This window comes from Halorussus litoreus (genome assembly GCF_003382685.1).
In the GTDB taxonomy this organism is placed as follows: Archaea; Halobacteriota; Halobacteria; order Halobacteriales; family Haladaptataceae; genus Halorussus; species Halorussus litoreus.
The window spans coordinates 1-23,198 of the sequence record NZ_KZ859507.1; the positions used below are offsets into that span (position 1 = coordinate 1).

The 23,198-nt window shown below is 67.8% G+C and carries 21 protein-coding genes; 13 read left to right on the top strand and 8 right to left on the bottom strand.

What is annotated here, in order from left to right:
• Window positions 1–68: 68 nt before the first annotated feature.
• Window positions 69–2,417, bottom strand: a complete 2,349-nt coding sequence (locus DPQ64_RS02930; RefSeq protein WP_115862868.1) for a DEAD/DEAH box helicase — start codon at window positions 2,415–2,417, stop codon at window positions 69–71.
• 168 nt (window positions 2,418–2,585) lie between these two features.
• Between DPQ64_RS02930 and dps the strand changes: the two genes are divergently transcribed.
• The 3 genes from dps to DPQ64_RS02945 all read left to right on the top strand — a co-directional run bounded on the left by dps (window position 2,586) and on the right by DPQ64_RS02945 (window position 4,553).
• Window positions 2,586–3,245: a DNA protection during starvation protein gene (gene dps / locus DPQ64_RS02935; RefSeq protein WP_115862869.1), complete on the top strand. Its 660-nt coding sequence runs from the start codon at window positions 2,586–2,588 to the stop codon at window positions 3,243–3,245.
• 416 nt (window positions 3,246–3,661) lie between these two features.
• A complete protein-coding gene (locus DPQ64_RS02940; protein WP_115862870.1) occupies window positions 3,662–4,024 on the top strand; it encodes a 2Fe-2S iron-sulfur cluster-binding protein in 363 nt (120 codons plus the stop codon).
• A gap of 64 nt (window positions 4,025–4,088) precedes the next feature.
• A complete protein-coding gene (locus DPQ64_RS02945) occupies window positions 4,089–4,553 on the top strand; it encodes a DCC1-like thiol-disulfide oxidoreductase family protein (RefSeq protein WP_115862871.1) in 465 nt (154 codons plus the stop codon).
• Window positions 4,554–4,556: 3 nt separating this feature from the next.
• Here DPQ64_RS02945 and glmU read toward each other — a convergent pair whose 3' ends face one another.
• A complete protein-coding gene (glmU, locus tag DPQ64_RS02950) occupies window positions 4,557–5,783 on the bottom strand; it encodes a bifunctional sugar-1-phosphate nucleotidylyltransferase/acetyltransferase (protein ID WP_115862872.1) in 1,227 nt (408 codons plus the stop codon).
• A 289-nt stretch (window positions 5,784–6,072) separates the two neighbouring features.
• Here glmU and DPQ64_RS02955 point away from each other — a divergent pair, with 289 nt between their 5' ends.
• Together DPQ64_RS02955 and DPQ64_RS02960 are read left to right on the top strand one after the other, a co-directional pair.
• Window positions 6,073–7,164, top strand: coding sequence for a helix-turn-helix transcriptional regulator (locus tag DPQ64_RS02955; RefSeq protein WP_115862873.1), 1,092 nt, complete (start codon window positions 6,073–6,075; stop codon window positions 7,162–7,164).
• Between the two features lie 180 nt (window positions 7,165–7,344).
• Window positions 7,345–7,950 (top strand): HalX domain-containing protein, encoded by a 606-nt coding sequence (locus DPQ64_RS02960; RefSeq protein WP_115862874.1) that lies wholly within the window; start codon window positions 7,345–7,347, stop codon window positions 7,948–7,950.
• Between the two features lie 26 nt (window positions 7,951–7,976).
• On the opposite strand, the gene DPQ64_RS02965 is transcribed toward DPQ64_RS02960, so the two are convergent.
• Entirely contained in the window at window positions 7,977–8,828 is an 852-nt protein-coding gene (locus tag DPQ64_RS02965; RefSeq protein WP_115862875.1) for a DNA-directed RNA polymerase subunit epsilon, read from the bottom strand.
• A gap of 700 nt (window positions 8,829–9,528) precedes the next feature.
• Between DPQ64_RS02965 and DPQ64_RS02970 the strand changes: the two genes are divergently transcribed.
• The 3 genes from DPQ64_RS02970 to DPQ64_RS02980 are packed head-to-tail and all read left to right on the top strand — an operon-like array spanning window position 9,529 to window position 13,391.
• Window positions 9,529–10,416: an ABC transporter ATP-binding protein gene (locus tag DPQ64_RS02970; RefSeq protein WP_115862876.1), complete on the top strand. Its 888-nt coding sequence runs from the start codon at window positions 9,529–9,531 to the stop codon at window positions 10,414–10,416.
• Window positions 10,417–10,462: 46 nt separating this feature from the next.
• Window positions 10,463–12,349, top strand: a complete 1,887-nt coding sequence (locus DPQ64_RS02975) for an ABC transporter permease subunit (protein ID WP_115862877.1) — start codon at window positions 10,463–10,465, stop codon at window positions 12,347–12,349.
• Window positions 12,342–13,391 carry an ABC transporter permease gene (locus DPQ64_RS02980; RefSeq protein ID WP_198661986.1) on the top strand — a complete coding sequence of 350 codons (1,050 nt, stop codon included), beginning with the start codon at window positions 12,342–12,344 and terminating at the stop codon, window positions 13,389–13,391. Before DPQ64_RS02975 ends, DPQ64_RS02980 begins: the two co-directional genes overlap by 8 nt.
• A gap of 113 nt (window positions 13,392–13,504) precedes the next feature.
• On the opposite strand, the gene DPQ64_RS19080 is transcribed toward DPQ64_RS02980, so the two are convergent.
• Both DPQ64_RS19080 and DPQ64_RS02985 read right to left on the bottom strand, forming a co-directional pair.
• Entirely contained in the window at window positions 13,505–13,666 is a 162-nt protein-coding gene (locus tag DPQ64_RS19080) for a hypothetical protein (protein ID WP_198661987.1), read from the bottom strand.
• 15 nt (window positions 13,667–13,681) lie between these two features.
• The gene (locus tag DPQ64_RS02985; RefSeq protein WP_115862975.1) at window positions 13,682–13,915 is read right to left on the bottom strand and encodes a zinc ribbon domain-containing protein; all 234 of its coding nucleotides are present in this window, start codon (window positions 13,913–13,915) and stop codon (window positions 13,682–13,684) included.
• A 136-nt stretch (window positions 13,916–14,051) separates the two neighbouring features.
• Here DPQ64_RS02985 and DPQ64_RS02990 point away from each other — a divergent pair, with 136 nt between their 5' ends.
• Window positions 14,052–15,512 (top strand): cytochrome P450, encoded by a 1,461-nt coding sequence (locus tag DPQ64_RS02990; RefSeq protein ID WP_115862878.1) that lies wholly within the window; start codon window positions 14,052–14,054, stop codon window positions 15,510–15,512.
• A 3-nt stretch (window positions 15,513–15,515) separates the two neighbouring features.
• On the opposite strand, the gene DPQ64_RS02995 is transcribed toward DPQ64_RS02990, so the two are convergent.
• A complete protein-coding gene (locus DPQ64_RS02995) occupies window positions 15,516–16,484 on the bottom strand; it encodes a winged helix-turn-helix domain-containing protein (protein ID WP_115862879.1) in 969 nt (322 codons plus the stop codon).
• Window positions 16,485–16,580: 96 nt separating this feature from the next.
• Between DPQ64_RS02995 and DPQ64_RS03000 the strand changes: the two genes are divergently transcribed.
• Window positions 16,581–18,020, top strand: coding sequence for an FAD-binding oxidoreductase (locus DPQ64_RS03000; protein WP_115862880.1), 1,440 nt, complete (start codon window positions 16,581–16,583; stop codon window positions 18,018–18,020).
• Between the two features lie 98 nt (window positions 18,021–18,118).
• Complete coding sequence (locus DPQ64_RS03005) at window positions 18,119–19,033, top strand: acyl-CoA thioester hydrolase/BAAT C-terminal domain-containing protein (protein WP_115862881.1); 915 nt, start codon at window positions 18,119–18,121, stop codon at window positions 19,031–19,033.
• A gap of 36 nt (window positions 19,034–19,069) precedes the next feature.
• On the opposite strand, the gene DPQ64_RS03010 is transcribed toward DPQ64_RS03005, so the two are convergent.
• Window positions 19,070–20,851: a thiamine pyrophosphate-binding protein gene (locus DPQ64_RS03010; protein ID WP_115862882.1), complete on the bottom strand. Its 1,782-nt coding sequence runs from the start codon at window positions 20,849–20,851 to the stop codon at window positions 19,070–19,072.
• Window positions 20,852–20,974: 123 nt separating this feature from the next.
• Between DPQ64_RS03010 and DPQ64_RS03015 the strand changes: the two genes are divergently transcribed.
• Complete coding sequence (locus DPQ64_RS03015; protein WP_157971562.1) at window positions 20,975–21,700, top strand: class I SAM-dependent methyltransferase; 726 nt, start codon at window positions 20,975–20,977, stop codon at window positions 21,698–21,700.
• Window positions 21,701–21,931: 231 nt separating this feature from the next.
• Here the strand turns inward: DPQ64_RS03015 and DPQ64_RS03025 are convergent, their stop codons facing one another.
• Window positions 21,932–22,246 (bottom strand): Htur_1727 family rSAM-partnered candidate RiPP, encoded by a 315-nt coding sequence (locus DPQ64_RS03025; RefSeq protein WP_115862884.1) that lies wholly within the window; start codon window positions 22,244–22,246, stop codon window positions 21,932–21,934.
• Between the two features lie 176 nt (window positions 22,247–22,422).
• On the opposite strand from DPQ64_RS03025, the gene DPQ64_RS03030 reads away from it, so the two are divergent.
• Window positions 22,423–23,109, top strand: coding sequence for a plastocyanin/azurin family copper-binding protein (locus tag DPQ64_RS03030; protein ID WP_115862976.1), 687 nt, complete (start codon window positions 22,423–22,425; stop codon window positions 23,107–23,109).
• Window positions 23,110–23,198 lie beyond the last annotated feature (89 nt).

The window sequence follows — 23,198 nt, forward strand, 5'->3', positions numbered from 1 at the left end:
CGGCGGCGCGAAATCGCGCCGCCGCGCGACCGGCCGACCTTGGGGAGTTTGGAACTCGTAGACCGAATCTACGAATCCTCGCCATCGGTTTCGCCGTCGCCATCGGTCAGTTCTTCGAGCAGGAACCTCGCTTGCTCGCGGTCCAGCGGGTCGTTGGCGTTCCCGCAGTGGGGCGACTGGACGCAGGCCGGACAGCCGCCGACCGCGCCGCAGTCGCAGGCCCCGATCATCTCCGCGGTGTTTGCCATCAGGTCCTCGACCGTCTCGTAGCCCTCCCGAACCAGTCCGACGCCGCCGGGGTAGCCGTCGTAGATGAAGATGGTGCTCTGGCCGGTGTGGGGATGCATCGGCGTCGAGAGCCCGCCGATGTCCGCGCGGTCGCAGAGCAGTTCCAGCGGGAACAGCGAGATCATCCCGTGCTCGGCGGCGTGGATGCCGCCGGGGAAGTCCCCCCGGTCGGCCATCGTCGACGCCAACTCGTCCGGGACCGTGAAGTAGAGCGCTTTCGTTCGGAGGGAGACCTCTGGCAGGTCCAGCGACTCTCGGCCGAGCGCTTCGCCCGAGGGGTCGCGTCGCTCGAACCCCGTGATCTGCTTGCGGACCGTCACGTCCGCGAACCGGACCACCACGTCGTCGCGGGTCGAGAGCTGCTTCTCCCGCACGTCCTCCTCGACCGTGATGGTCTTCTCGTGGAGCACCTTCGTGTAGTAGTCGGCCCACGTCGGCGAGAGTTCGGCGACCTCGTCGTCGAGGTCGAGGTCGACCACCTCGTAGGACTGGCCCTGATGGTGGTAGATTGCTCCCGGATGGGCGTCGGTCAGCGCGTCGTCGAACGGGAGCGAGGCGATGGTCTCGCCGTTGCGCCTGTCGAGCAGGTTCACCTCGCGGTCGTCGATGGAGCGGAGGCTCATCTCGTGCTGGGGGCTCCCCTCGCCGTCGTACGTCCAGCGCACGCCGTCTTCGGTGGTCCGCCGTTCCAACAGCCCGTCTGCTTCGAGGTCGGCGACGAGGTCCGGGAACGACTCGCCGAAGAAGCGGTCGTCGTCGGGCGCGAGCCACGTCTCGCGGGCCGCCGAGAGCACGTGGTCGGGCAGCAGCTGCTCGTTCGTGGGGTTGACCACCGCGCGCTCGGGGTCGCCCGCGAACAGGTCGTCGGGGTTCGCCAGCAGGTACTGGTCGAGTTGGTCCTCGCCCGCGACGAGCGCGACCAGCGCGGGGTCGTCGCCCCGGCCCGCGCGCCCGGCCTGCTGGAACGCCGCCATCCGGGTGCCGGGGTAGCCGTCGAGCAGTACCGCGTCGAGTTGCCCGATGTCGACGCCGAGTTCGAGCGCGTTCGTGCTCCAGACGCCCCGGACCTCGCCGCTCTGGAGCCCCGTCTCGATCTCCTTCCGGCGGTCGTCCTTCAGCGCAGCCTGATACGCCGTCACGTCGGGCGCGAGGTCGCCGCGACCCCGCTGTCGGAGTTCGTCCGCGCTCTCCATCGCCCACTGCTCGGCGGCCTGTCGTGCGCGGGTGAAGGTCAGCGTCTGGTAGTTCCGCGAGACGAGGTCGGCGAACAGCCGCTTGGTCTCGGCGTGGTTCGACCGGCGGCGGCCCGAGGTGCCGGCCTGCGGGTTCTCGTACTCCGGCGGGTTCCACAGCAGCCAGTGCTTCGGCCCGGTGACGCTTGCGTCCTCGTCGACCAGTCTGAACGACGACTCGGCGGTCCCGGTCACGCTCGCTGCGTGTCCGACCGGGTTCCCGATGGTGGCCGAACAGCAGACGAACTGCGGCGAGGAGTCGAATCGCTCGCAGATCCGCCGGAGGCGCGCGAGCACGAGCGCGACGTGGCTCCCGAACACGCCGCGGTACTCGTGGACCTCGTCGAGCACGATGGTTTCGAGGCCCTTGAACAACCAGTCCCAGAGCCGATGGGCGTGGGGAAGGAGCGCGTAATGGAGCATGTCGGGGTTCGTGAGCACCACGGTCGGCTGGCGGTCGCGTACGCCCCGCTTGTCGGCCCTGCTCAGGCGGCCGGTGTACTGGGCGACCGAGACCTTGCTGCCGAACCCGAGGTCGCGCGCGAGGTCCGAGAGGCTCTCCTCCTGGTCGTTGATGAGCGCGTTCTGGGGCGCGACGTAGAGGGTGCGTCCGCCGTGGTCCATCGCGCGCTCGAACGCCGGCACCGTGTACGCCAGACTCTTCCCGCTGGCAGTCGGTGTGGCGATGACGACGTTCTCGCCGTCCCGGACCGCCTCGATGGCCTCGGCCTGATGGCGGTAGAGGCCGTCGATGCCGCGCTCGTCGAGCGCGCCCACGAGTCGGGGTTCGAGGTCCACGTCGCGAAACTCCCCCTCGCGGCCGGGGACGACCCTGTGGTCCTCGACCTGCGCGTCGTAGTATGGCCTGCCCCGGAGCCAGTCTATCGTCTCGTCCACGGGAGGGCGATAGGGTCGGGGTGCCTAACGCCTTTCGCCGCGCGGCGGAAGTGGTCGGATCGTCCCGCCGGACTGGACCGTTCGTTCCCCGAAGTGAAACTCTCGTTTTGGGTTCGGGAAGAATAACTAAGGGACTGAACGTCGTGTTCGCCTTCGGGGGAGACACACATGGCTGACGACGAACGACGACACGGGGGAGGCGATTACGAGCCGGGAACGACGGACGAACGGGTGGGGATGCAGGCACTCGAGGAGCGCGGCCTCGACCCGGTCGAACTCCGGGAGCGACTCATCGACGCCATCGGTGCGGAGTTCAGCACGTACTACTACTATACCAACCTGCGGATGCACCTCGCGGGCCACGAGGACTACAAGGAGATCACCGAGGACGCCCGCCTCGAAGACCGCGCTCACTTCGAACTGGTCGCGCCCCGGGTGTACGAACTCGGCGGCCACCTGCCGGTCGACATCGGCGACTTCATGGGCCGGGCGTCGTGTCCGCACGCCGAACTGCCGACGCCGATGGAAGGCGAGGGCGTCGACCCGTCGGAGCTCGACGCCGAGGGGATACTCGAAGTGCTACTGGAGGCCGAGCGGTGTGCCATCCGGACGTGGAGCGAGGTCTGCGACATGACCCACGGCAAGGACCCGCGCACCTACGACATGGCGAGTCGAATCCTGCAGGAGGAGATCGAACACGAGGCGTGGTTCGTCGAACTGCTCTCGATGGAGCGCGACGGCGAGATCAATCCGGCGGGCCACTTCGTCCGTGGCGAGCCCGGCGACGCGCCGTACTCGACCAACCGCCGCATCAACGACTCGGCCTGACCATCGGGCTGCAACCGAGAGATGCTAACTCTCGGTCGCGCTCGGTGACTCAAACCACGGGAGACGCCCGGTGGCAAAGTCCACCAGGACGCGCTCGGTGAGCCAGCCGCCAGTAGTGCGCCGGTGAACCGTTCCACGAGTAGCGCGCTGGTGAAACAACCGACAGGGTGGGACTGAAAGGGGCCGCGCGCTCGCGGCCGAAGGCCGAGGTCGTCTCTGCGGGCCAGTATTCGGCGCGCGGCCTGTGCGAAGAGCGCGCCGAATATCCCGCAGAGCGACCGCGAGCGCGCGGGGGCTTTCTAAACATCATTCACTGCAACAGTCAGAGTTCCTTCGGAACCAACGACCGAGAAAATCACGTCCTCTCAGTTTAAGAGGCCGTCACGTTCATCCTCGACGGTCCACAATCCGGTGTCGTGAGCAGCTACACCGTCGAGATCGAGGTGCCCGAGGACTGCAACATAGAGCAGGCCGGGGAGACGGTCACGATAGAGGTCCCGGACACGGAGTACGTCCTCTCTGCCGCCCGGAGCGAGGGACTGTGGCTCCCTGCCGACTGCCAGCAGGGCTGGTGTACCACCTGCGCAGCGGAACTGCTCGACGGCGAGGTCGACCAATCCGACGCCAAGCGCTACTACGAGTCCGACGAGGCAGCCGGCATGATACTACCCTGCACCGCCAAGCCCGAGTCCGACCTCCGCATCCGGGCCTGTCAGTACGACGAGCTACTGGACCTTCGCGCGGAGCACGACAAGCCGCCGGGGCGGTCGAAGCGGTAAGCAGCACATCGCGAGCGCAACCCCCGCCGCAGTTTTACCGCCGGAAATCGTACCCACGACGACCGTGAGCGACCAGTCGACTGAATCCACGAGCGACTCGTCGCGCGAACCCGACTACCACGGCGTCCTCGTCTACGACGGCGAGTGTCCGTTCTGCTCGGCGGCCGCGTCGGCGCTCCGGCGAGTCGAAGGCGTCGGCGCAATCGAGTGGGCAGACGAGCCCGCCCAACGGTTTCTGGCGACACAGTTCGGCGAGGCTCCGTTCGCGCTTGTTTTCGCCGATTTGCGCGAGGAGCGGGTGTACGTCGGCCGCGAGGCCGCCCGGGTTCTCTGCGAGCGCGCCGGGATGCCGGTGCTGATCCAGGACGTGGTGGGCGACAACTACGAGTCCATCGCGGACGCGATCCGGAGCGTGACGGGCGTGGACGAGGAACCGGACCCCTACCACGGCGAGTACCCGATGGCCGACGAGGCGAACCATGCGTTCGCACAGCTGGCCGAGAACGCGTGGCACACCGCGAAGGTGTGAACGCTATCGGTCCCGCGTGACGACCTCGCCGGGCGTGGTGGTCGCGCCCGCGGAGAGTTTCACGCCGGGGTTCAGGCTGGTGTTGATCGCGGTCTTCGCGCCGTCGCCGACGACCACGCCGAACTTGCGCCGGCCGGTCGAGACGCGCTCGCCTTTCACCGTCAACTTGACCGCCGCCTCGTCGTGGCGCAGATTCGCGACGTTCGTGCCCGCGCCGAAGTTCACGTCCCGCCCCAGCACGCTGTCACCGACGTAGCTCAGGTGAGCGACGTGAGAGCTGGGACCGACGACGCAGTTCTTGACTTCGACGCTGTGGCCGATTGCGGCGTTCTCGCCGACAAGCACAGGCCCGCGGAGGTAGGCGTTGGGGCCGACGCTGGCGCCCGCCCGGACGAGCGCGGGGCCCTCGATAACGACGCCCGCGTCGACAGTTGCGCCTTCCTCGACGACCACGTCACCGCGGAGGTCCGCATCGTCGTGGACCTCGCCGCGAATCGCGCGGTCGAGTTCGCCGAGTTTCCACTCGTTGGCTTCCAGGAGTTCCCACGGCCGCCCCACGTCCAACCACCGGTCGAGTTCGACCGGCGAGACATCGTAGTCGGCGACGACGCGGGCGAGCACGTCGGTGACCTCGTGCTCGCCGCGTTCGCTCGCCGGCACGTCCAGCCACTCGCGGGCCTCCTCGGGAAAAACGTAGGCTCCCGCGTTCGCCAGGTTCGTGTCGGGGTCGGAGGGTTTCTCCTCGATGTCGGTGATTGTCGCGTCCCCGTCGTCGTCTCCGTCCTCGTCGTCCCCGTTCTCACCGGTATCGCCCGTGGTCAGAACCCCGTAGTTCGAGGGATTCTCGACTCGAATCGCGCCCACGCTCGGCCCCGACTCCAAGAGAGTCGCGACGCTGGCGGGGTCGTAGAGGTTGTCGCCATTGAGCACGGCGAACGGGCCGTCCAGATGCTTGCGGGCCGCCCGCACCGCGTCCGCGGTCCCGGCCTGCTCGTCCTGGACCGCGTACTCGACCGGGACGCCAGCGTACTCGGTGCCGAAGTACTCGCGGACCGCGTCGGCTTCGTAGCCCACGACCAGGATGAGTTCGTCCGCGCCCGCGTGGACGGCCGCGTCGGCCGTGTGGGCCGCCAGCGGCCGGTCGGCCACCGGCAGCATCGGCTTGGGCACCGACCCCGACAACGGCCGCATCCGCGTCCCCTCGCCCGCCGCGAGAATTACTGCTTGCATGGCCGAGACGTTCGGAGGCTACCCCCTAAAGCCCCCGGAGTCGGATTACTACTTAATGGCCGTGACCCATACTGGCGCGTCCTTTTACGTGCTGACTAACTCTGTTGCAGTAGCACTCGTCAAAGAAGACCTCCTGCGCGTTCGAGAACTGCGAAGCACCTCGAAGTCACGAACCACTTTCCAGGGTAACAACTTAATACGCGTCGTACCGTCATCGACTACAACTCCCGAACATCCCGTGACGTCTACTACACCGAGCAACGTATCCGGAACCGACGATAGACCACGAATGAACATCGATACATCAGACAGGCGACGACTGGAAGAGTGCTCCAACGTCCTCCTGCTGGCACCGTTGACGCCGACGGGCAATCGCGCCTGTTTAGAACTGCTCGCAGCGACCGCCCCGCCCGAGGAAGCGAACGTCGCTGCCGTCACGTACACGCCGCCGCCCGAGACGTGGATCTCCGACTGGAACGCGCACGTCGACCGTCTCCCCGCGGAACTGTCGTTCATCCACGCCAACACGGTCGAGACGACCGGCGAGGACGGGGAAAACGGCGTTCCGGAGGGGGTCACCGTGTCGCGGGTCGACCCGAACCAGCCGATGGACATCATCGCGCCACTCAGCGAACAGCTCACCCGCTGGGCGGACAACGGCAACCAGACGCTGGTGTCGGTCCAGACGCTGACAGTCCTGCTGGAGTACGTCGACTTCGACACCGCGTTCCGGTATCTCCACATCCTCACCCACCGGGTGCAGGCGGCCGACGCCATCGGCTTCTACCACATGGACCCGGACATCCACGACGAGGAGACGGTGAACACGCTCAAGACGCTGTTCGACGCGGTGGTCGAGGTGAGCGACGACGGCGAGACATGGTCGGTGCGCGAGACGTACGGCGACCGGTCGGCGACCAGCGACCACGTCCAGTCCCACGACACCGACGTGTCCGCGCCCGACTCCGAGGAGGGGCTGTTCGCGTCCATCCGGGACTCGCTCAGCGGTGTCTTCTCGGGGCAGGACCGGTCGTCGTCCGGCGGCGTCGACGACACGAACGCCGACGGGACGACCAGTGCCGCCCCGCAGACCGGCCGACAGACATCGGCGGACTCGGGCGTCGACGACCTCCCGGACGACGTGATGCTCACGGACGAGGACCGCATCCGGGAACTGCTCACCCAGTACGGCGGCCGGATGAAGCAGGCGGACGTGACCGAGGAGACCGACTGGTCGAAGTCGACGGTGAGCCGGAAGCTCTCGAAGATGGAGGAGAAGGGCCTCATCACCCGCGTACAGGTGGGCCGGGGTAACCTCGTCTTCCTGAGCGGCTACGAACCGGAGACGGCCAAATCACCCTTCGAGCAGGAGACGGACTGATCATGAGACGAGCAATCACCTCGTCGCGGTCGGACTCCGACGGAACGCACGTCAGTCCGATTCGGTCCACGCACCGCCACGACGTCGCGAAACGCCTCGGAACGACCGTCGAGAGACACCCCAGTTTAAGCGTGAGGAAGTATGAGTGAATCAGTACAACCCGGAAGCGAGAGCGCAACTATGTCCAACGACGCCACAGTGTTGATCGTCGACGACGAGAAGCCGATAACCGACGCGTACGCCCAGTGGCTAGAGGACGACTTCACGGTCCGAACGGCGTACAGCGGTTCGGAGGCACTCGAAAAACTCGACGAATCGGTCGACGTCGTCCTGCTCGACCGCCGGATGCCAGACCTCTCGGGCGAGGACGTGCTCACGCAGATCCACGAGCAGGGGCTCACCTGCCGTGTGGCGCTCGTTTCGGCGGTCGAACCCGACTTCGACATCCTCGAACTCGGCTTCGACGCTTACCTCGAAAAGCCCGTCTCGGAGGCGGACGAACTGCTCGAAACCGTCCGGGCGCTCCTCCGGCGCTCGACGTACGACGCCCAGATGCAGCAGTTCCTCTCGCTCGCGAACAAGAAGGCCGCGCTGGAGACCAAGAAGAGCCCGGAGGAACTCGACGCCAGCGAGGAGTACGACGAGCTCTCGGCGGAGCTGGCCGACCTCCGCGGGCAGCTGTCGGCCACCGCGACGACGCTCGACGAGGACGATCTGCGCGCGGAGTTCTACGACGGGAAGGAGTTCGACGGCGGCGACGACGGTGATGAAACCGACGAGGAGTAGTCGGCCGGACTTCGACGCTGCTGTTTCTATCGCTCGTCAGCATTCCACTCGTCAGCACCATGCTCGTCAGCATTCCACTCGTCAGTACCCTGCCCGCTAGCACCCCGTCCGTCAGCCCGGCGGCCGGACGACGACGATGCATCGTCGTCGTCGTCCGGCCGCCGGGCGTCGAGGCTCGGCAGGTTCGGGTCGCGGTACGGGTTGCGGCCGTACACCGCGTCTTCGAGGTCCTGCTCGTTGAGCTGTTCGCGCAGGACGCGACGGAGCCGGTTCAGGCTGGTGACGTCGAGGCCGTACTTCTCGGTCAGCGCCGAGAACGCCTCCTCGTCGGTGATGGAGCGAAACTGGTCGTAGAGCTCGCTCAACTGGTCGGGCGCGAGCCCGGCGATCCACTCCTGATCGTGGAGCCCGAGGTGGCGCTCGCGCTCGTGGTCGACCACGTGGCGGACGACCACCAGCGCGACCTTCGGGATGGCGCGCTGGCTCCCGAACGCCGTCAGGTCGAGGTCGGCCATGATGCCGACCACGCGGTCGCGCTGCCACGGCGTCAGCGAGAGATCGCTACAGAGCGCGTGAGAGATGCGGAGCTTGTCGAGGCGGTGCATCCGCGAGCTCAGTCCGGTCATCGCGGCGTGGCGCTCCTCGTGGAGCCGTCGGATGCTCTCCGACAGGTCGGCCTCGGGCGACTCCGCGCGCCCGATCTGGGTCGCGCTCGGCGTGACCGGGCCCCACTGGCGGACGGTCTGGTCGCGCTGGAGGTCGGCCCGGCCGACCGCGCCGTCGCCGGGCTGCTGGCTCAGCGGGCGTTCGAGCGCGCGCTCGTCGCCGCGCGGGCCTGACTGCCACGTAGCCTGCGGGTCGGTCCCCCCGTCAGTCATTGGTCGTTCGTACTCGGCGCGAGAAGGTTAAAGGTACGCCCTCGCGGAACTGAGCGAATCGGGATAGGTGTGTGTTCCGAGAGGTATGGATCTCGACAGTTACGACTGGTAAATTGCTGAAGTCTCTGGCGGCGAAGCGTCGTCACTGCGGAGAATTGCGGTCCGGAGAACGCGACCGATTTCCCTCATATCTACCCGTTATCGCGGGAAGCACTTAAAGGACGGCCAGCGCTCGCCGGTCGTCGGTCCGAAAGCGCAACTGACCGCTGCTCGAAGCGACTGACCGCTACCCGAAAAGAGCTAGCCGCGGAGCTAGTCGGAATGAAAGTCCGCCAGAACGCGCGCCCACTTCCCTCGTATCTACCCGTTATCGCGGGAAGCACTTAAAGGAAAGTCGGCTGGTCGCCTCCGGTGCGACCTCAAAGCACCCCCAGCGCCGTCCGAAAGCTATACCGGCTTGCTCGGGAGACGTGCTGGAAATGCTCGGTCTCGCGCTGCACCCGTCGCTCGTCCTCGTACTCGGGGTCGTGCGCTGCTCTCGGACGTGGGCATCACCACGGTCGGGCCGTTGCTCGCACTGTGAATCTTCTTGTCCGCCCGGCATTCCGTTCGCGTCTGCCCCGAAACTCCGGCCCGAGCATTATTCTCTGTCGCCAACCACAAAATCAAGTGTCCCCGGTGAACACTCCCGAGTATCCCGATGATCGAAGTCGACGACCTCCGGAAGGAGTACGACGGGTTCACCGCCGTCGAGGGCAGCAACTTCTCGGTCCCGGACGGCGAGGTGTTCGGCGTCGTCGGGCCGAACGGCGCGGGCAAGACCACGACGCTCAAGATGCTCGCGGGACTGGTCGAGCCGACCGCCGGGTCGGCCAGCGTGGCGGGCTACGACGCCGGGGACCCCGAGATGCGAAAACACCTCGGCTTCCTCCCCGAGGAGTCGCCGCTGTACGAGGACATGACCGCGGTGTCGTATCTGGAGTTCTTCGCGGACCTCTACGACGTTCCGAGGAACGTCGCCCGCGAACGAATCCACGACACGCTCGACCGACTCGATCTGGACCACCGCGAGCGCCGCATCGGCGACATGTCGAAGGGGATGACCCGGAAGGTCGCCATCGCGCGCTCGCTGGTCAACGACCCGGACGTGCTCATCTACGACGAGCCCGCCAGCGGGCTCGACCCGCTGACGACCAACTACATCATCGAGTTCACCCGCGACCTCGCCGTGTCGGGCAAGACCGTGGTGTTCAGCGCGCACAACCTGTTCCACGTCGAGAGCATCTGCGACCGCGTGGCGGTGATGAACGACGGCCGAATCGTCGCGCGCGGGAGCGTCGACGCCATCCGCGAGGAACACGGCCGGACCGAGTACCACGTGTACACCTCGGTCGAGGTGGCGGGTGCGCGAAAGGAAAACGGCAGATACCGCCGCACCGTCGAGAGCATGGACGCGGTCGAGGAGACCCGCGAACTCGCCGCGCGGGCCGGCGGCGAGGTCGAGGACATCCAGACCCACACGCCGAGCCTGGAGGACATCTTCCTCGAAATCGCACAGGAGTCCCCGGACGTGGAGGGCCGACCGTGACGATGAGACGCCGTCGCGGGACTGTCGCCGCGATGGAGGGCCAGCCGTGAAGCTCCGGAAGGTCCTCCGCATCGCGCGGTGGGAAGTGTCCAAGAACGCGGGCCAGCTCGACCGCCGGACCGTCGCAATCGGTCTGGTCGTCCTGCTCGCGGTCGGCGCGCTCACCCCGCTGGTCGCCCAACAGGGCGTCACGCTCGACGACGGCATCTACCGGGTCGGCGTCCCCGAAGACAGCTCGTACCACGACCCGGTCGCGCAGGACGCCAAATTCGTCGCGGTCGAGCCCGACCCGGCGGCGTTCCCCGGCGAGATGGAACTTCTCGTCCGACCGGACGGTCGCGTCGTCGCCGCCGAGACCCCGAAGGGCCGGGCCGCCCTCTCGGACTTCCGGGACACCGTGACGGCGTACAACGACCGGCTGATGACCGCCGAGTCCGACGAGGCCGCGGCCTTCCCGGTGTACGTGTCGGTCGCGTACGCCGAGCAGAACAGCCCCACCGCGAGCGCCGCGGGGTCCGGAGCCGTCCGAACGACCGCGGAAGGCAAACAGCGCCTCGACGGGGAGACCGGTGACGGAAATGGAGCTGACTCGGGGGACGGCGGAACCGACTCGTCCGGCGAGGAGTCCGAGGGCGGGGACGAGCCGATTGGCGCACCCTCGGTCGGTGGCAGCGGCTCCCTGTTCGGCGGGAGCGCCAGCGGCGGCACCCCGGCGGACGTGGCACCGCCGTTCCCGTTCGAGTCGCTGGTGCTCGCGTTCGCGTTCGTCCTCCCGATGAACTTCGTGATCCAGGCGTACGCCTCGACCATCCTCGACGAGCGGGTCAACCAGCGCGGGGAACTCCTGCTCGTCTCGCCCGTCTCTCGCGAGGACATCATCGCCGGGAAGACCCTGCCGTACTTCGCCGGGATGGTCGCCATCGCGTCGGTGACCGCCGTCGGGATCACCACGCTCACGCCCGCAGCGGATGGTGTGGGACCGCTCGGAATCGCGTCGACCGCGGCGATCTCGGTCGCGGCCGTGATCCCCATCGCGCTCCTGTTCCTCGCGTCGTCGTTCGTCGGCGGGATGTTCGCCCGCTCGTTCAAGGAACTCACCTTCGTCACGGTCACGCTGTCGGTGTTCCTGACCGCCTACGCGTTCGTTCCCGCGATCTTCACGAACGTCCACCCCGTCGCGGCGATTTCGCCGCTCACGCTGGTCGTGGAGGCGCTGCAAGGGACCGGGGCTGGGGCCGGACCCGGAGTGGGGGTTTCACTCGGCGACTACGCGTTCTCCACGCTCCCGCTCTACCTCTCGGCGGGCGTCCTGTTCGCGCTCGGCGCGGGCGTCTACCGCGAGGAGGACATGTTCACCCAGCGGTCGGTCCCGCTGAAGTTCCTCGACGCGCTCGACGGCCAGATCTCGGGCCGGCGCTCGGCGGCCAAACTCAGCGCGCTCTCGATTCCGTTCGTCTTCGTCGCGGAACTGCTCGTCGTCGCGCTGTTGTTCGCGCTCCCAGTCTCGCTGTCGATGCCGGTCCTGCTCGTCGCCATCGCGTTCGTTGAGGAGATCGCCAAGAGCGTCCACGTGTACGCCGGATTCGCACACGAGCGCTTCGAGCGGACGCTCCGCTCGGCCGCGGTCCTGGGCGGGTTCTCGGGACTCGGCTTCTTCCTCGGCGAGAAGGCGACCGCGGTGGCACAGCTCGTCGGCCTGCCGGACCTCGAACTCGGGCAGGCCGCGTTCGGCACGGTTACCGGACTCGGCATCGAGGCCTCGCCGCTGGTCCTCGCTGGCCTGCTGTTCGCGCCGCTCGCGCTCCACACGATCACGGCGACCGTCACGGCCGCGGGGGCGACTCGGAACCGCAACTGGTACTTCGGGACGCTCGTGGTTGCGACGCTGGTTCACGCCGGCTACAACCTCACGGTGGTGAGCTACATTGGATAACCGCCTGACGGTCGCTCGCCGGGAACTCGCGTCGCTCCGGAGCGAGAAGACCATCGTGCTCGCCATCCTCATCCAGCTGTTCGTCGCGGCGTTCTCGTCGTTCCTCGCGGTCGGGCTCGTCTCGCTGTACGACCCCGGCTCGGTGTCGAACGGCTTCGTCGTGGAGTTCGCGGTGACCGGCGAGGCGAGCGACGACATCGAGCCGGTCATCGAGGCCGAGGACGGCTGGCGCGCGGTCGAGTACGGCAGCTACGAGACCGCCCTGCGGAGCTTCGAACGGGGTGAGGTTCACGCCGTGCTCCGGGTCGAACGCGGGCCGGCGGGCCGGGCGCAGGTCGACGCCATCGCGCCCGACGGGAACGTCAGGACCACGCTGGTCGTGACCCAGATCAAGAACGTCGTGGAGGCGTTCGAGCGCACCGAGCGCGGCCGACTCAGTTCACGGCTCACGCGCCAGCCGGTCGAACTCCCGGGGGACGCCCCGGCCAGCCCGTACTTCAGCTTCACCTACACGGTGCTGGTCCCCCTGCTCACGTTCCTCCCCATCTTCGTGAGCGGGAGCATCGCGGTCGACGCCATCGCCGAGGAGTACGACCGCGGGACGCTCGAACTCCTCAGGGTCACGCCGCTGACCGCGACCGACATCGTCGACGGGAAGCTGCTGGCGATGGGAATCCTCGCGCCCGCGCAGGCCGGCGCGTGGCTGGCGCTGCTGTCGTTCAACGGCACCGCGATAGCGAATCCCGTCGAGATCCTGGTGCTCGTCGCGGGCGTCTCGGTCGGCGTCGTCACGCTCGGCGCGACCACCGCGCTGGCGTTCCGCGAGCGCAAGCAGGCCCAGTTCCTCTTCTCGATGGGCGTGCTGGTCGCGTTCAGCGCGACCTACCTCCTGCCGGAGTCACCACCGAACGCGGTGGCGAAGCTCGCCATCGGGAGTCCGACCCGCGCGACCCACCTTGCGGTCGGCGCGTACGTGCTCGTCTCGCTGGTCGCGTTCGTCGCGCTCCGGCGGGTCGTGGCGGGGCGCGGGCTCGGGGAGTAAGTCGTTGGCGGCTACGCGGCGGGATGGTGGCGGTGGGGCGGCGGCTGGTCGGCCGGCGGCTCGCCGCCGGCCGACCAGCCCCGATTTCGGTTTGAATAATCAGTCCAGTTCGGTCACTTCTCGTCGGTGTCGCGCCGCGCGGCTTGCTCGGCGGAGTCGCGGTCCAGTACCTCCCGCCGGCCGTGCTCGGCGCGCACCGCCCAGTAGAGCACCAGTCCGCCGCCGACCGCGACGAACAGGAACAGCACGAAGATCGCGATTCCGATTGCTGGCATGAATCGAGATGGGCGCTACCCGAGGAACACGTCCACGATGTCGCTCCCGGCCGAGCCGACGTCGCGGTACAGCTCGGAGTAGCCGCAGTTCAGGCAGGAGACGACCTGGAACTGGTTGGTCTGGATGTCGAACATCTTCGAGAGGCCGCCGCCGGTCGTCGAGATGGTGCCGACGTCGGTCTCGGTGTGGCCGCACTTGGGGCAGCCGTCCTCGCCGCTCGCGGTGTCGGGGGCGTCGTCGAAGGGCATGAGCGGTTGTTCTCGGACTGCTGGCATGAGTTTTGTGGGTGGCCGTTCCGAAGCGGGACGTACGTCGACAACGGTTCTCCCGTTGTTCAGCGTCGTCAGCGCGGCCTTCTTGGTCTCTCGCACCGAAATGAAACGCATGACTGACGGAGACGCTGCGGACGAGGGGGCCGCGGCTGGAAAGCCCGGGGATAGAACGGCCGCGAATCGCGGGCGCACTCCGCCCGGCCCGGACGGCCTCCCGGTAGTGGGAAGCCTGCACGCCTACGCCAGCGACCCGTTCGGGTTCGAGCGCCGGATGGTCCGCGAGCACGGCGACGTAGTCCGCTGGCGGATGGGCGACCGGTGGATGTACCACCTCGCGAATCCCGAGCACATCGAACACGTGCTCGTCCGGAACAACGAAAACTACGTGAAAGGCGAGATCTTCCAGGAGGCGCTCGGGCCCGTCACCGGCAACGGCATCCTGAACAGCGAGGGCGAGTTCTGGCGGCGACAGCGCCACCTCGTCGAACCCGCGTTCCACCCCGAGCGCATCTCGACCTACGCCGGGATGATGGTCGAAGCGACGGCGGGGCGAACCGCGGACTGGCGGGCCGGCGAGACGCGGAACGTCCACTCCGAGATGACCGCTCTCACCCTCGAGATCGTCGGCCGGACGCTGTTCGGCGTGGACCTCACGGGCAAGTCCTCGACGGTCGGCGAGGCGCTCGAAACCGTGATGGCCCGCTCGGAGTTCTCGCTGACCGACCTGCTCCCGGACGCGGTTCCCACGCCCGGGCGGCTGAAGTTCCGGCGCGCCGTCGACACCCTCGAATCGGTGGTCGAGGACATCGTGGCCGAGCGCCGCCGGAACCCCACCGACGAGGACGTGGTGTCGACGCTGATGGCCGCCCGCGACGAGGCGGGCCACGGGATGACCGACCAGCAGGTCCGCGACGAGGTGATGACCCTCCTGCTCGCGGGCCACGAGACCACCGCGCTCGCGCTCACGTTTACCAACTTCTTGCTGGCCCAGAACGGCGAGGTCGAGCGCAGGCTGGTCGCGGAGCTGGACGAGGAGCTGGGTGGGGATCCGCCGACAGTCGCGGACCTCGACGACCTGACCTATCTCGAACGAGTGGTCGACGAGTCGCTCCGGCTCTACCCGCCGGTTCCGGGCATCGTTCGCGAGCCGGTCGCGGACGACAAAGTGGGCGACTACCGGATTCCAGCGGGCGCGACCGTGAGCATGGCCCAGCACGTGGTCCACCGCGACCCCCGGTGGTACGACGACCCGATGGCGTTCCGGCCGGAACGCTGGACCGACGAGTTTCGACAGTCGCTGCCCCCGCTGGCGTACTTCCCGTTCGCGGCCGGGCCGCGCCGGTGCGTCGGCGACCGGTTCGCGCTGCTGGAGGCCCGCCTCGTGCTCGCGACGATATTGCAGGAGTACCATCTGGAACTCGTGTCGTCACCGAGTCTCGACCTTCGGCCCTCTATCACCGCGCGACCTCGGAATCCGGTGTGGATGCGAATTCACGACCGCGAGGAGTGGACGGAACCATCGGCTGACTCGAAGCGCGAAGCCGAGTCGAGGACAGAGGCGTTCGAGGAGTAACCATCAGTTCCGCCGCTGCTCGACCAGTTCGAGATCGGCGTCGAAGGTGAAAACGGTCGTCGCCCCGTCGATTGTCACCGGCACGGCGACTCGGAGGGGGTCTCGACTCTCGACCGTCGTTGCCCCCGGTTCCAGCCCGTCGAGGTCCCAGAACGGCGTCGTGCGCACGTCGACCCCGTTTTCGAAGTGAAATCCGACGAGTGCGGGGTGAAGAACGACCGCGGACGGGAACGAACTGTACCAGCCGAACCCACACCGACCGCAGTCGTAGTGGGCGAACGCCTCGTCGTCCGCCTCGAAGTCGACGGGAGCGTCCTCGTCGTCCTGTAGACGGACCGTCCGGTCGAGCCGCCCGTCGCAGTTCGGACAGAACCCGTAGTCGGCCGACGCGTGGAGGCGTTTGAGCCAACTGTCCACGACCTTCGCTGCGTCCTCGGGTGCGACGTCCTCGAAGATACCTGCTGGTATCGGGATGTTCGTGTACGTCTCCTCGCATTCGCGACACTCCATCTCGATCTTCTCGTCTTCGAATCGCAGTTCCATCTCGCCGTCACAGAACGAGCACGGAACGCCCGTCTCGATGGGTTCGCTCTCTAGCGCCTTGGTGTAGCCGCCCGACAACACCGCGCCGACCAGTCGCCAGCCCGGCGCGGCGAGCTGGTAGCCGTCGTCGTCGTTCCTGACGAACCGGTCGGTGAGCTTGCCGAGGTGGTAGTTGAACTGGCCCGGGTCGTCGACGCCCACGCGCTCGCGAACCTCGCCGAACGACAGGGGTTCGTCTGCCTCGTTCAGCGCGACGAGGATGCGAAATCGCGTCTCGTGGGCCACTAGCTCGAACGCCTCGTCTGGCAGGAGTCGCTCCGCAATCAGTTCGTCGGCGTCCGCTGAGTCCGAACCGGTCGGGTCTGAAGCGGCCGGGTCTGAAGCGGCCGAGTCGGGACCGGTCGAATCCGTCGCGTCGGAGTCAGTCATGACAGGTCGTTCTGGAAGCGAGCCTATAAATCGTCACGGTGGCGCAACGACTTCGCGTAGTCAAACGTTTAAGCCGCGTCCGGACCACGCTCACGTATGACTCACGACTGTTCGTTCCTCTCGGACCTCGGCCTCGCTGGCGAGGTGTCGTTCGGCGACTCGGTTCGCGAGAACCACGCGGCCGACTACGGCGCGGACCAGCGCGGGCTGGGCGTCACCCCCGACGCCGTGGTGTGGCCCGAATCGACCGCGGACGTGTCAGCCGTCCTCGCGGCGGCGAACGAGCGCCGGGTGCCGGTCACCCCCTACGCCGCCGGGACGAGTCTGGAGGGCAACGCAGTCCCGGCCCACCGGGGAATCAGTCTCGACCTCTCGCGGATGGACGCCGTGCTGGACGTGCGCCCCGACGACCTCCAGATCGACGTCGAGCCGGGCGTCTACGGCGCGGCGGTCGACGAGGCGGTCGCCTCTCACGGCCTGTTCTTCCCGCCACTGCCCTCCTCGGGAGACATCTCGACGGTCGGCGGGATGATCGCGAACGACGCCAGCGGGATGAAGACGGTGAAGTACGGCGAGGTGAGCGACTGGGTGCTGGAGCTGGAGGTCGTCCTCTCGGACGGGACGGTCACCACCTTCGGGAGCAAGGCCGCCAAGACCTCCAGCGGGTACAACCTCGTGGACCTGCTCGTGGGGAGCGAGGGCACCCTCGGGGTCGTCACGCGCGCGACGCTCGAACTCGCGGGCAGACCCGAGCAGATCCGCGGCGGGCGCGCGCTGTTCCCGACGCTCGACGACGCCACCGAGGCGGTGTTCGACGCCGTGCGCTCGGGCGTCGACGTGGCGACCATCGAACTGCTCGACGCCGACTCGGCCCGGATGGCCAACGCCTACACCGGCACGGACCTGCCCGACGTGCCGATGGTGTTCGTGGAGTTCCACGCCGACCACAGCGTCGAGCGCGAGATCGACTTCTGCGAGTCCATCTTCGAGGCCCACGACGTGACTCGCTTCGAGATGGCCGAGGGCGACGCGATGGACGAGCTCTGGCAGGCCCGCCGGGACCTCTCTTTTGCCATCCAAACGTTCGACCCCGACCTGAGCTCGGCCCACTCCGGCGACGTGACGGTGCCGGTCAGCGACTACCCAGCGATGGTCCACTCCGTGAAGGAACTCGCCGCCGAGCGCGACCTGCTGGTCCCCTGCTTCGGCCACGCGGGCGACGGTAACCTCCACTACTCGGTGCTGATTGACGAGGACGACGAAGCGCAGGTCGAAGCCGCCGCGGAGGTGTACGAGGCCACCATCGAGCAGGCAATCGAGTTCGGCGGAACCGCCACGGGCGAGCACGGCATCGGACTCGGCAAGCGCGAGTCGCTGCCCGCCGAGCACGGCGAGGACGGCGTCGAGACCATGCGCGCGGTCAAGCGCGCGCTCGACCCCCGCGACACCCTGAATCCGGGCAAGATGTTCCCCGAGACGATAGAGGGCGAGCGGGTGCAGGCAGACCGGCCGGACGAGAGCGTCGAATCGTCGTAGGTCGTGGGACGCCTATCGCACCCGGGCACCTATCGCAACCGGACACCTATCGCACCGGACGCACGGGATTTTTCAGGACCGTGCGAGCATCGACGTACATGGGTTCCGACAGTTTCGTGCCGACCCACGATGTCCGAACGGACGATCTCACCGGGACACTTTTCCAGGGGTTGGGAGCCGGACCGCACCCGGGCGTGCTCGTCGTCCACGGCTCGGGCGGGGGCGGTGGGTACGAGCGACACTACGCGCGCCGCCTCGCCCACCACGGGTACACCGCGCTCTGCGTCGAGTACTTCGACGGACCGGGGCGACCGGACGCGCTGGACGGTATCCCGCTGTCGTACTTCGGCCGCGGCATCGACTGGCTCACAGAGCAATCGGCGGTCGGGGGGAACCGAGTCGGCGTCGTCGGATTCTCGCGGGGCGGCGAGGCCGCACTGCTCGTCGGCGCGCATCTCGACCGAGTCGGGGCGATCGTGGCTTACTCAGCCAGCGGCTACGCGTTCCCCGCTCCCACGTGGATGGACGGAGTCGATTCCGAAGGTCCCGCGTGGACCCACGACGGTGACCCGGTGTCGTACCTTCCGGTCGACGAGCTGGTGGCGGCCGAGCAGGACGGCTTCGAGGACATCGTGGAGAACGACGACGTCGACGCCTCGACGCTGGCCGTCGAGAGCGCCACCGACGAACAGCTCCGACAGGCTGCGATTCCGGTCGAGCGCGTCGACGGGCCGGTTCTGCTCGTCTCGGGCGGCGAGGACGCCGTCTGGCCGTCGGCCGACCTCGCAGCGGTCGCCCGCGAACGGCTCGACGACGAAGATTTCTCCTGGGCCTACGACCACCTCGTGTATCCGGACGCGGGCCACGCCATCCGGACGCCCTACCGCGTCGAGCCCGATGACTCCGACGCCGAACATCCGTACGGCGGCACGGTCAGAGCCAACGCTCGCGCCGCTGCGGATTCGTGGCAGTCCGCCCTTTCGTACCTCGAAATGGGTCTCGAAGACCGATAATCGGGGCGGCGTTCGGCCGGCGTTACGACGCCGTCCTCAGTCGTGGACCAGCACGTCGAGCACGTCCGGCCCCTCGCGGTCCATCGCCTCGGCGAGTGCGGGGCCGATCTCCTCCGGGTCCTCGACCAGTTGTCCTCGCGCGCCGTGGCTCTCCGCATTTGCCGGAATGTCGACCGGCGGCTCGAAGTCCATGCCGACGAACTCGTGGTCGCTCTCTTCGCCGCCGAGCAGGTCGAGCGTGTTGTCCTTCAGGATGCGGTAGTTGCGGTTGTCCGAGACGACGACCGTGAGGTCCGCGTCGTGTCTGGCTGCCGAGTATAGCGTCTGGGGGTAGTAGAGGTACGAGCCGTCGCCGACGAAGCCGACTACGTCGCGAGGGTCATCTGTCTCGGACTCCGCGATGGCCGCGCCGACCGAGGCCGGGAGGCCGTAGCCCAGCCCGCCACCCTTGTTCGAGATGTACTGCTCGGCCTCGAACTCCCACCGGGTAAGCATCGCGTACTTGGCGGTGACACTCTCGTCCACGAAGAAGGCGTCGCCGGCGACTTCCTCCATCGTGTCGACGAGTTCGGCCTTCGAGGCGCGCGGGTCCTCGGCCTCGTCTTCGCCCATCTCGGTCATCTTCGCCTCGACCATCTGCTTGACCATTTCCACGCGCTCCAGTCGCTCTTCTCGCCCCTCGTCAGTGATGCGCTCGTCGAGTTCGTCGGCGAGTTCAGAGAGGACTCGTCCGGGATCACCGACGACCGCGGCGTCGGCGGGCTGGTTCTTGCCGACCTGCCAGACGTCGTCGCTGACGTGGACGCAGGTGGTGTCGGCACTCACGAGGTCGCGCTCGTGGCGGGTCAGCGTAGTGTTGGTCGAACAGCCCGCGAACACGAGGGTGTCCGCGCCGAGGAGCGTGGCCGCCAGATCCTCGTCCGGCGGGACGTAGGACACCCACTGGTCGTGGCCGGTGGGGAAGTCGATCTCGGAGGCCAGGATCTCGCCGTGGACGCGTGCGCCCGTCGCCTCCGCGAACGCGACCGCCGACTCCACGGCGTCGACGCCCGAGCGCGCTACGCCGTCGCCGACGATGAGTGCCACGTCTTCGTCGAGCTCGGCACTCGCGGTTTCACCGCTCGCTCGGGGCGTCTCTGACGCCCCGCTAAGCAGATCCGCGGCGAGTTCGATCTGGGTCGGGTCACCCCTGCCCGCGTCCGGAATCTCACCGAGTCGCTCTGGCTCGTCGTCCGTCTCGGCCATCATCACGTCGAGCGGGAGCGCGAGGAAGACGGGGCCGGTCGGCGGCGTGAGCGCGACGCGGACGGCTCGCCGGACCATCGCAGGTAGGGCCTCCACGTCCCGGACCTCGTCGCTCCACTTCGTGAACTGGTCGGCCATCTCCACGAGGTCGCCCGAGAGGATGGGTTCCTCGTGTCGGAACTCGGTGCTGTGGTTCCCCGCGGTGACCACGAGCGGTGCGCCGGTCACGCTCGCGCCGTAGAGGTTACCCAGACCGTGGGCGAGCCCCGGCGCGACGTGGAGGTTCACTACGCCGACCGGGTTGACGGACTCGTCGCCGCCGTCGCGGTCGGCGCGGTCGGCGCGGTCGGTGCGGTCGGCGCGGTCGGCGTGATAGCGTCGAGTGCCGGCGTACCCCGCGGCCATCCCGACCGCGACGTCCTCGTGGAGCCCGAGCACGTAGTCGAGGTCGCTGTCGCCGATGGCCTGCATCACGGGCAGTTCCGTGGTTCCGGGATTGCCGAACACGCGGCTGACACCGTACTGGTCGAGCGCGTCCACGAACAGGTCGGCTCCCGTGTAGTCGTCGGTCATGTCCGGGCTAACGGAACCGGGGTTCAAATGTGTTCGTTCCGCGGCGAGCGCGGAACGGTCGAGAAGCCGGTACGGTTGCGGGAATACGGTATGTTTAAGAACCGTTGCTTCAAGAAACTATGTATGAGTGATAAACTTTTCTCGGAAAACCCAGAAATATACGACAAGTTCTTCGACGAGAAGGAGTACGAGGGCGAGGCGGCGTTCATGACGGACGCGTTCGAGGAGCGCAACGACACCGACGGTCGGAACTGTCTGGTGCTCGGTTGCGGGACCGGCCGCCACAGCGAGCATCTCGCCGACGAGGGGTTCGAGGTCACCGGCATCGACAAGTACGAGAAGATGGTCGAAACGGCGCGCTCGCGAGCAGAGGGGACGTTCCGGCAGGGCACCCTCCCGGACCTCGACCTCGAAGCCGACGCGTACGACCTCGTGTTGCTCCCGTTCAACATCGTCAACTACGTCGAGTACGACGAGCTGGAGCCGACACTCGAACTCGTGGCCGACGCCATCAAACCCGGCGGCGTCCTGCTGTTCGACAGCGTGCCGATGCCGCCCGAGACCCAGTCGCTACACATCCAGACGGTCGTGGAGGACGACGCCGACCACGCCCGCATCGTCCAGATGCAGCCCGGCGGCCAGCATCAGGTCCGCTGGGAGTCCATCGTGCTTTCCGAGGACGTGGAGTCTGGCTTCTTCGTGGACAACGTGGACATCACGGTGTACGACGACGACGAGATCGTCACCGGGCTCGAAGACCTCGGCTTCACCGTCGAGCAGCGCGACTCGTACGGCGACGCGACGCGACCGGAGGAGGCCATCACGGTCTTCGTCGCCGTGAAGGAGTGAAGAGGTCCCGGACGAAACGCTCATCCAAGACGGCCGGCGAGCGGCGGGGCCCCCCGCCCCCCCGCCCGGGGGGGCGCCCCCGCCCCCCGCCCCCCCCCCCCCGCCCCCCGCCCGCGCCCCCCCCCCCCCCCCCCGCCCCCCCGCCCCCCCCCCCCGCCGCTCCCCTTCCCCCGCTCACCCCAACTCGCCTCGCCGCCGCACTGCTCCCCTCACCGCCGGGGTAGCGGACGGTCAGGGCTCTCGGGTCCGTTCCTCGCCGCCGATCTCGGGGGTCGCGAGTACCGGGGTGGCTTCCCCATCGTCTTCGGACGATGCCGCGTCCGCGGAGAACCGCCGGATCTCGTCGCTCGGACAGACCCAAAGCTCGTGGGCGTACCAGCAGAACAGCCGAGTAGCCTCGGCGTGGGCGTCTTCGGCGTTCTCGGCCCGGACTTCACCGACATACCGGACCGGGTCGCCGTCCTCGTTACGGGCGAACACCTCCCACGCCGTCTCGGCGTCCGGCCGGCGCTCCTCGACCTCGGCGCGTCGCGGTTTCTCGACCATGGCGGGCGCTCGAAGTCGCGGGTGAAGTCCGGTCGGTCGATTCCCCGGAATCGAAAACGCGTGCGATGACGTTCGGTGCGCGACTGAAGATGCACAGTCGAGCCCGGTCCAGCGCGTCGACCGGCCGTCGGTCGTCGGCCACTCGTATTTTCACCGTCGAACTCGAAGCTATAGCCATGCGACGACGCGCGTTCTTGGGAGTCACGAGTGGGGTCGCACTGGGTGGACTCGCGGGCTGTGCCGCGCCGTTCGGTGCCAACGAGGAGACGACGGAACCTGAAGACGAGGGGGCTGTGGGGGAGACCGATACGACGACCGCGGAGACGACGGCGGCGGACACCACGGCAGCCGACGGTGAAACCACTGCCGAGGGGGAGACGACCGCCGATGGCGAAACGACGGCGGCGGACGAAACGACCGCTGGCGAGGAGACGACCGCGGGTGGCGGCGGAACCGAGACCGTCCAGATGAACACCGACGGGAGCGAGTACTACTTCGACCCCATCGGGCTGTACGTCGAGCCCGGCACGACCGTCGAGTGGGTCAACGAGTCGGGGGCCCACTCCTCGACGGCGTACGCGGAGGGCAACGGTGGGGCGGAGGTGACCCGCATCCCGGACGACGCAGAGCCGTGGAACAGCGAAACGCTCACCGAGGCGGGCGCGACGTTCAGCTACACGTTCGAGGTCGAAGGGACGTACGACTACTTCTGCATCCCGCACAAGGCGCTCGGGATGGTCGCCAGAGTCGTCTGCGGGGAGCCCGGCGACGTGGAGGGCGACCCGCCGGACGGCGCGGTGCCCGACGCACAGACCATCGTCGACGAAGGGGCAATCGCGTATAGCGACTTCGACGGCGGGTAACGCGACGGAGCCCGTCGGCGAGACAGCAGAACTCGTCGGCAGGACGGCAGAACTCGTCGGCGAGACGTCGAGTTCCGCGAGCAGGGACG

Excerpts from the sequence above, each read along its gene's own strand:
- dps (WP_115862869.1), top strand. The coding sequence starts at position 2,586 with ATGGCTGACGACGAACGACGACACGGGGGAGGCGATTACGAGCCGGGA.
- glmU (WP_115862872.1), bottom strand. The coding sequence starts at position 5,783 with ATGCAAGCAGTAATTCTCGCGGCGGGCGAGGGGACGCGGATGCGGCCG.
- DPQ64_RS02955 (WP_115862873.1), top strand. The coding sequence starts at position 6,073 with ATGAACATCGATACATCAGACAGGCGACGACTGGAAGAGTGCTCCAAC.
- DPQ64_RS02960 (WP_115862874.1), top strand. The coding sequence starts at position 7,345 with ATGTCCAACGACGCCACAGTGTTGATCGTCGACGACGAGAAGCCGATA.
- DPQ64_RS02965 (WP_115862875.1), bottom strand. The coding sequence starts at position 8,828 with ATGACTGACGGGGGGACCGACCCGCAGGCTACGTGGCAGTCAGGCCCG.
- DPQ64_RS02970 (WP_115862876.1), top strand. The coding sequence starts at position 9,529 with ATGATCGAAGTCGACGACCTCCGGAAGGAGTACGACGGGTTCACCGCC.
- DPQ64_RS19080 (WP_198661987.1), bottom strand. The coding sequence starts at position 13,666 with ATGCCAGCAATCGGAATCGCGATCTTCGTGCTGTTCCTGTTCGTCGCG.
- DPQ64_RS02985 (WP_115862975.1), bottom strand. The coding sequence starts at position 13,915 with ATGCCCTTCGACGACGCCCCCGACACCGCGAGCGGCGAGGACGGCTGC.
- DPQ64_RS02990 (WP_115862878.1), top strand. The coding sequence starts at position 14,052 with ATGACTGACGGAGACGCTGCGGACGAGGGGGCCGCGGCTGGAAAGCCC.
- DPQ64_RS02995 (WP_115862879.1), bottom strand. The coding sequence starts at position 16,484 with ATGACTGACTCCGACGCGACGGATTCGACCGGTCCCGACTCGGCCGCT.
- DPQ64_RS03000 (WP_115862880.1), top strand. The coding sequence starts at position 16,581 with ATGACTCACGACTGTTCGTTCCTCTCGGACCTCGGCCTCGCTGGCGAG.
- DPQ64_RS03005 (WP_115862881.1), top strand. The coding sequence starts at position 18,119 with ATGGGTTCCGACAGTTTCGTGCCGACCCACGATGTCCGAACGGACGAT.
- DPQ64_RS03010 (WP_115862882.1), bottom strand. The coding sequence starts at position 20,851 with ATGACCGACGACTACACGGGAGCCGACCTGTTCGTGGACGCGCTCGAC.
- DPQ64_RS03015 (WP_157971562.1), top strand. The coding sequence starts at position 20,975 with ATGAGTGATAAACTTTTCTCGGAAAACCCAGAAATATACGACAAGTTC.
- DPQ64_RS03025 (WP_115862884.1), bottom strand. The coding sequence starts at position 22,246 with ATGGTCGAGAAACCGCGACGCGCCGAGGTCGAGGAGCGCCGGCCGGAC.
- DPQ64_RS03030 (WP_115862976.1), top strand. The coding sequence starts at position 22,423 with ATGCGACGACGCGCGTTCTTGGGAGTCACGAGTGGGGTCGCACTGGGT.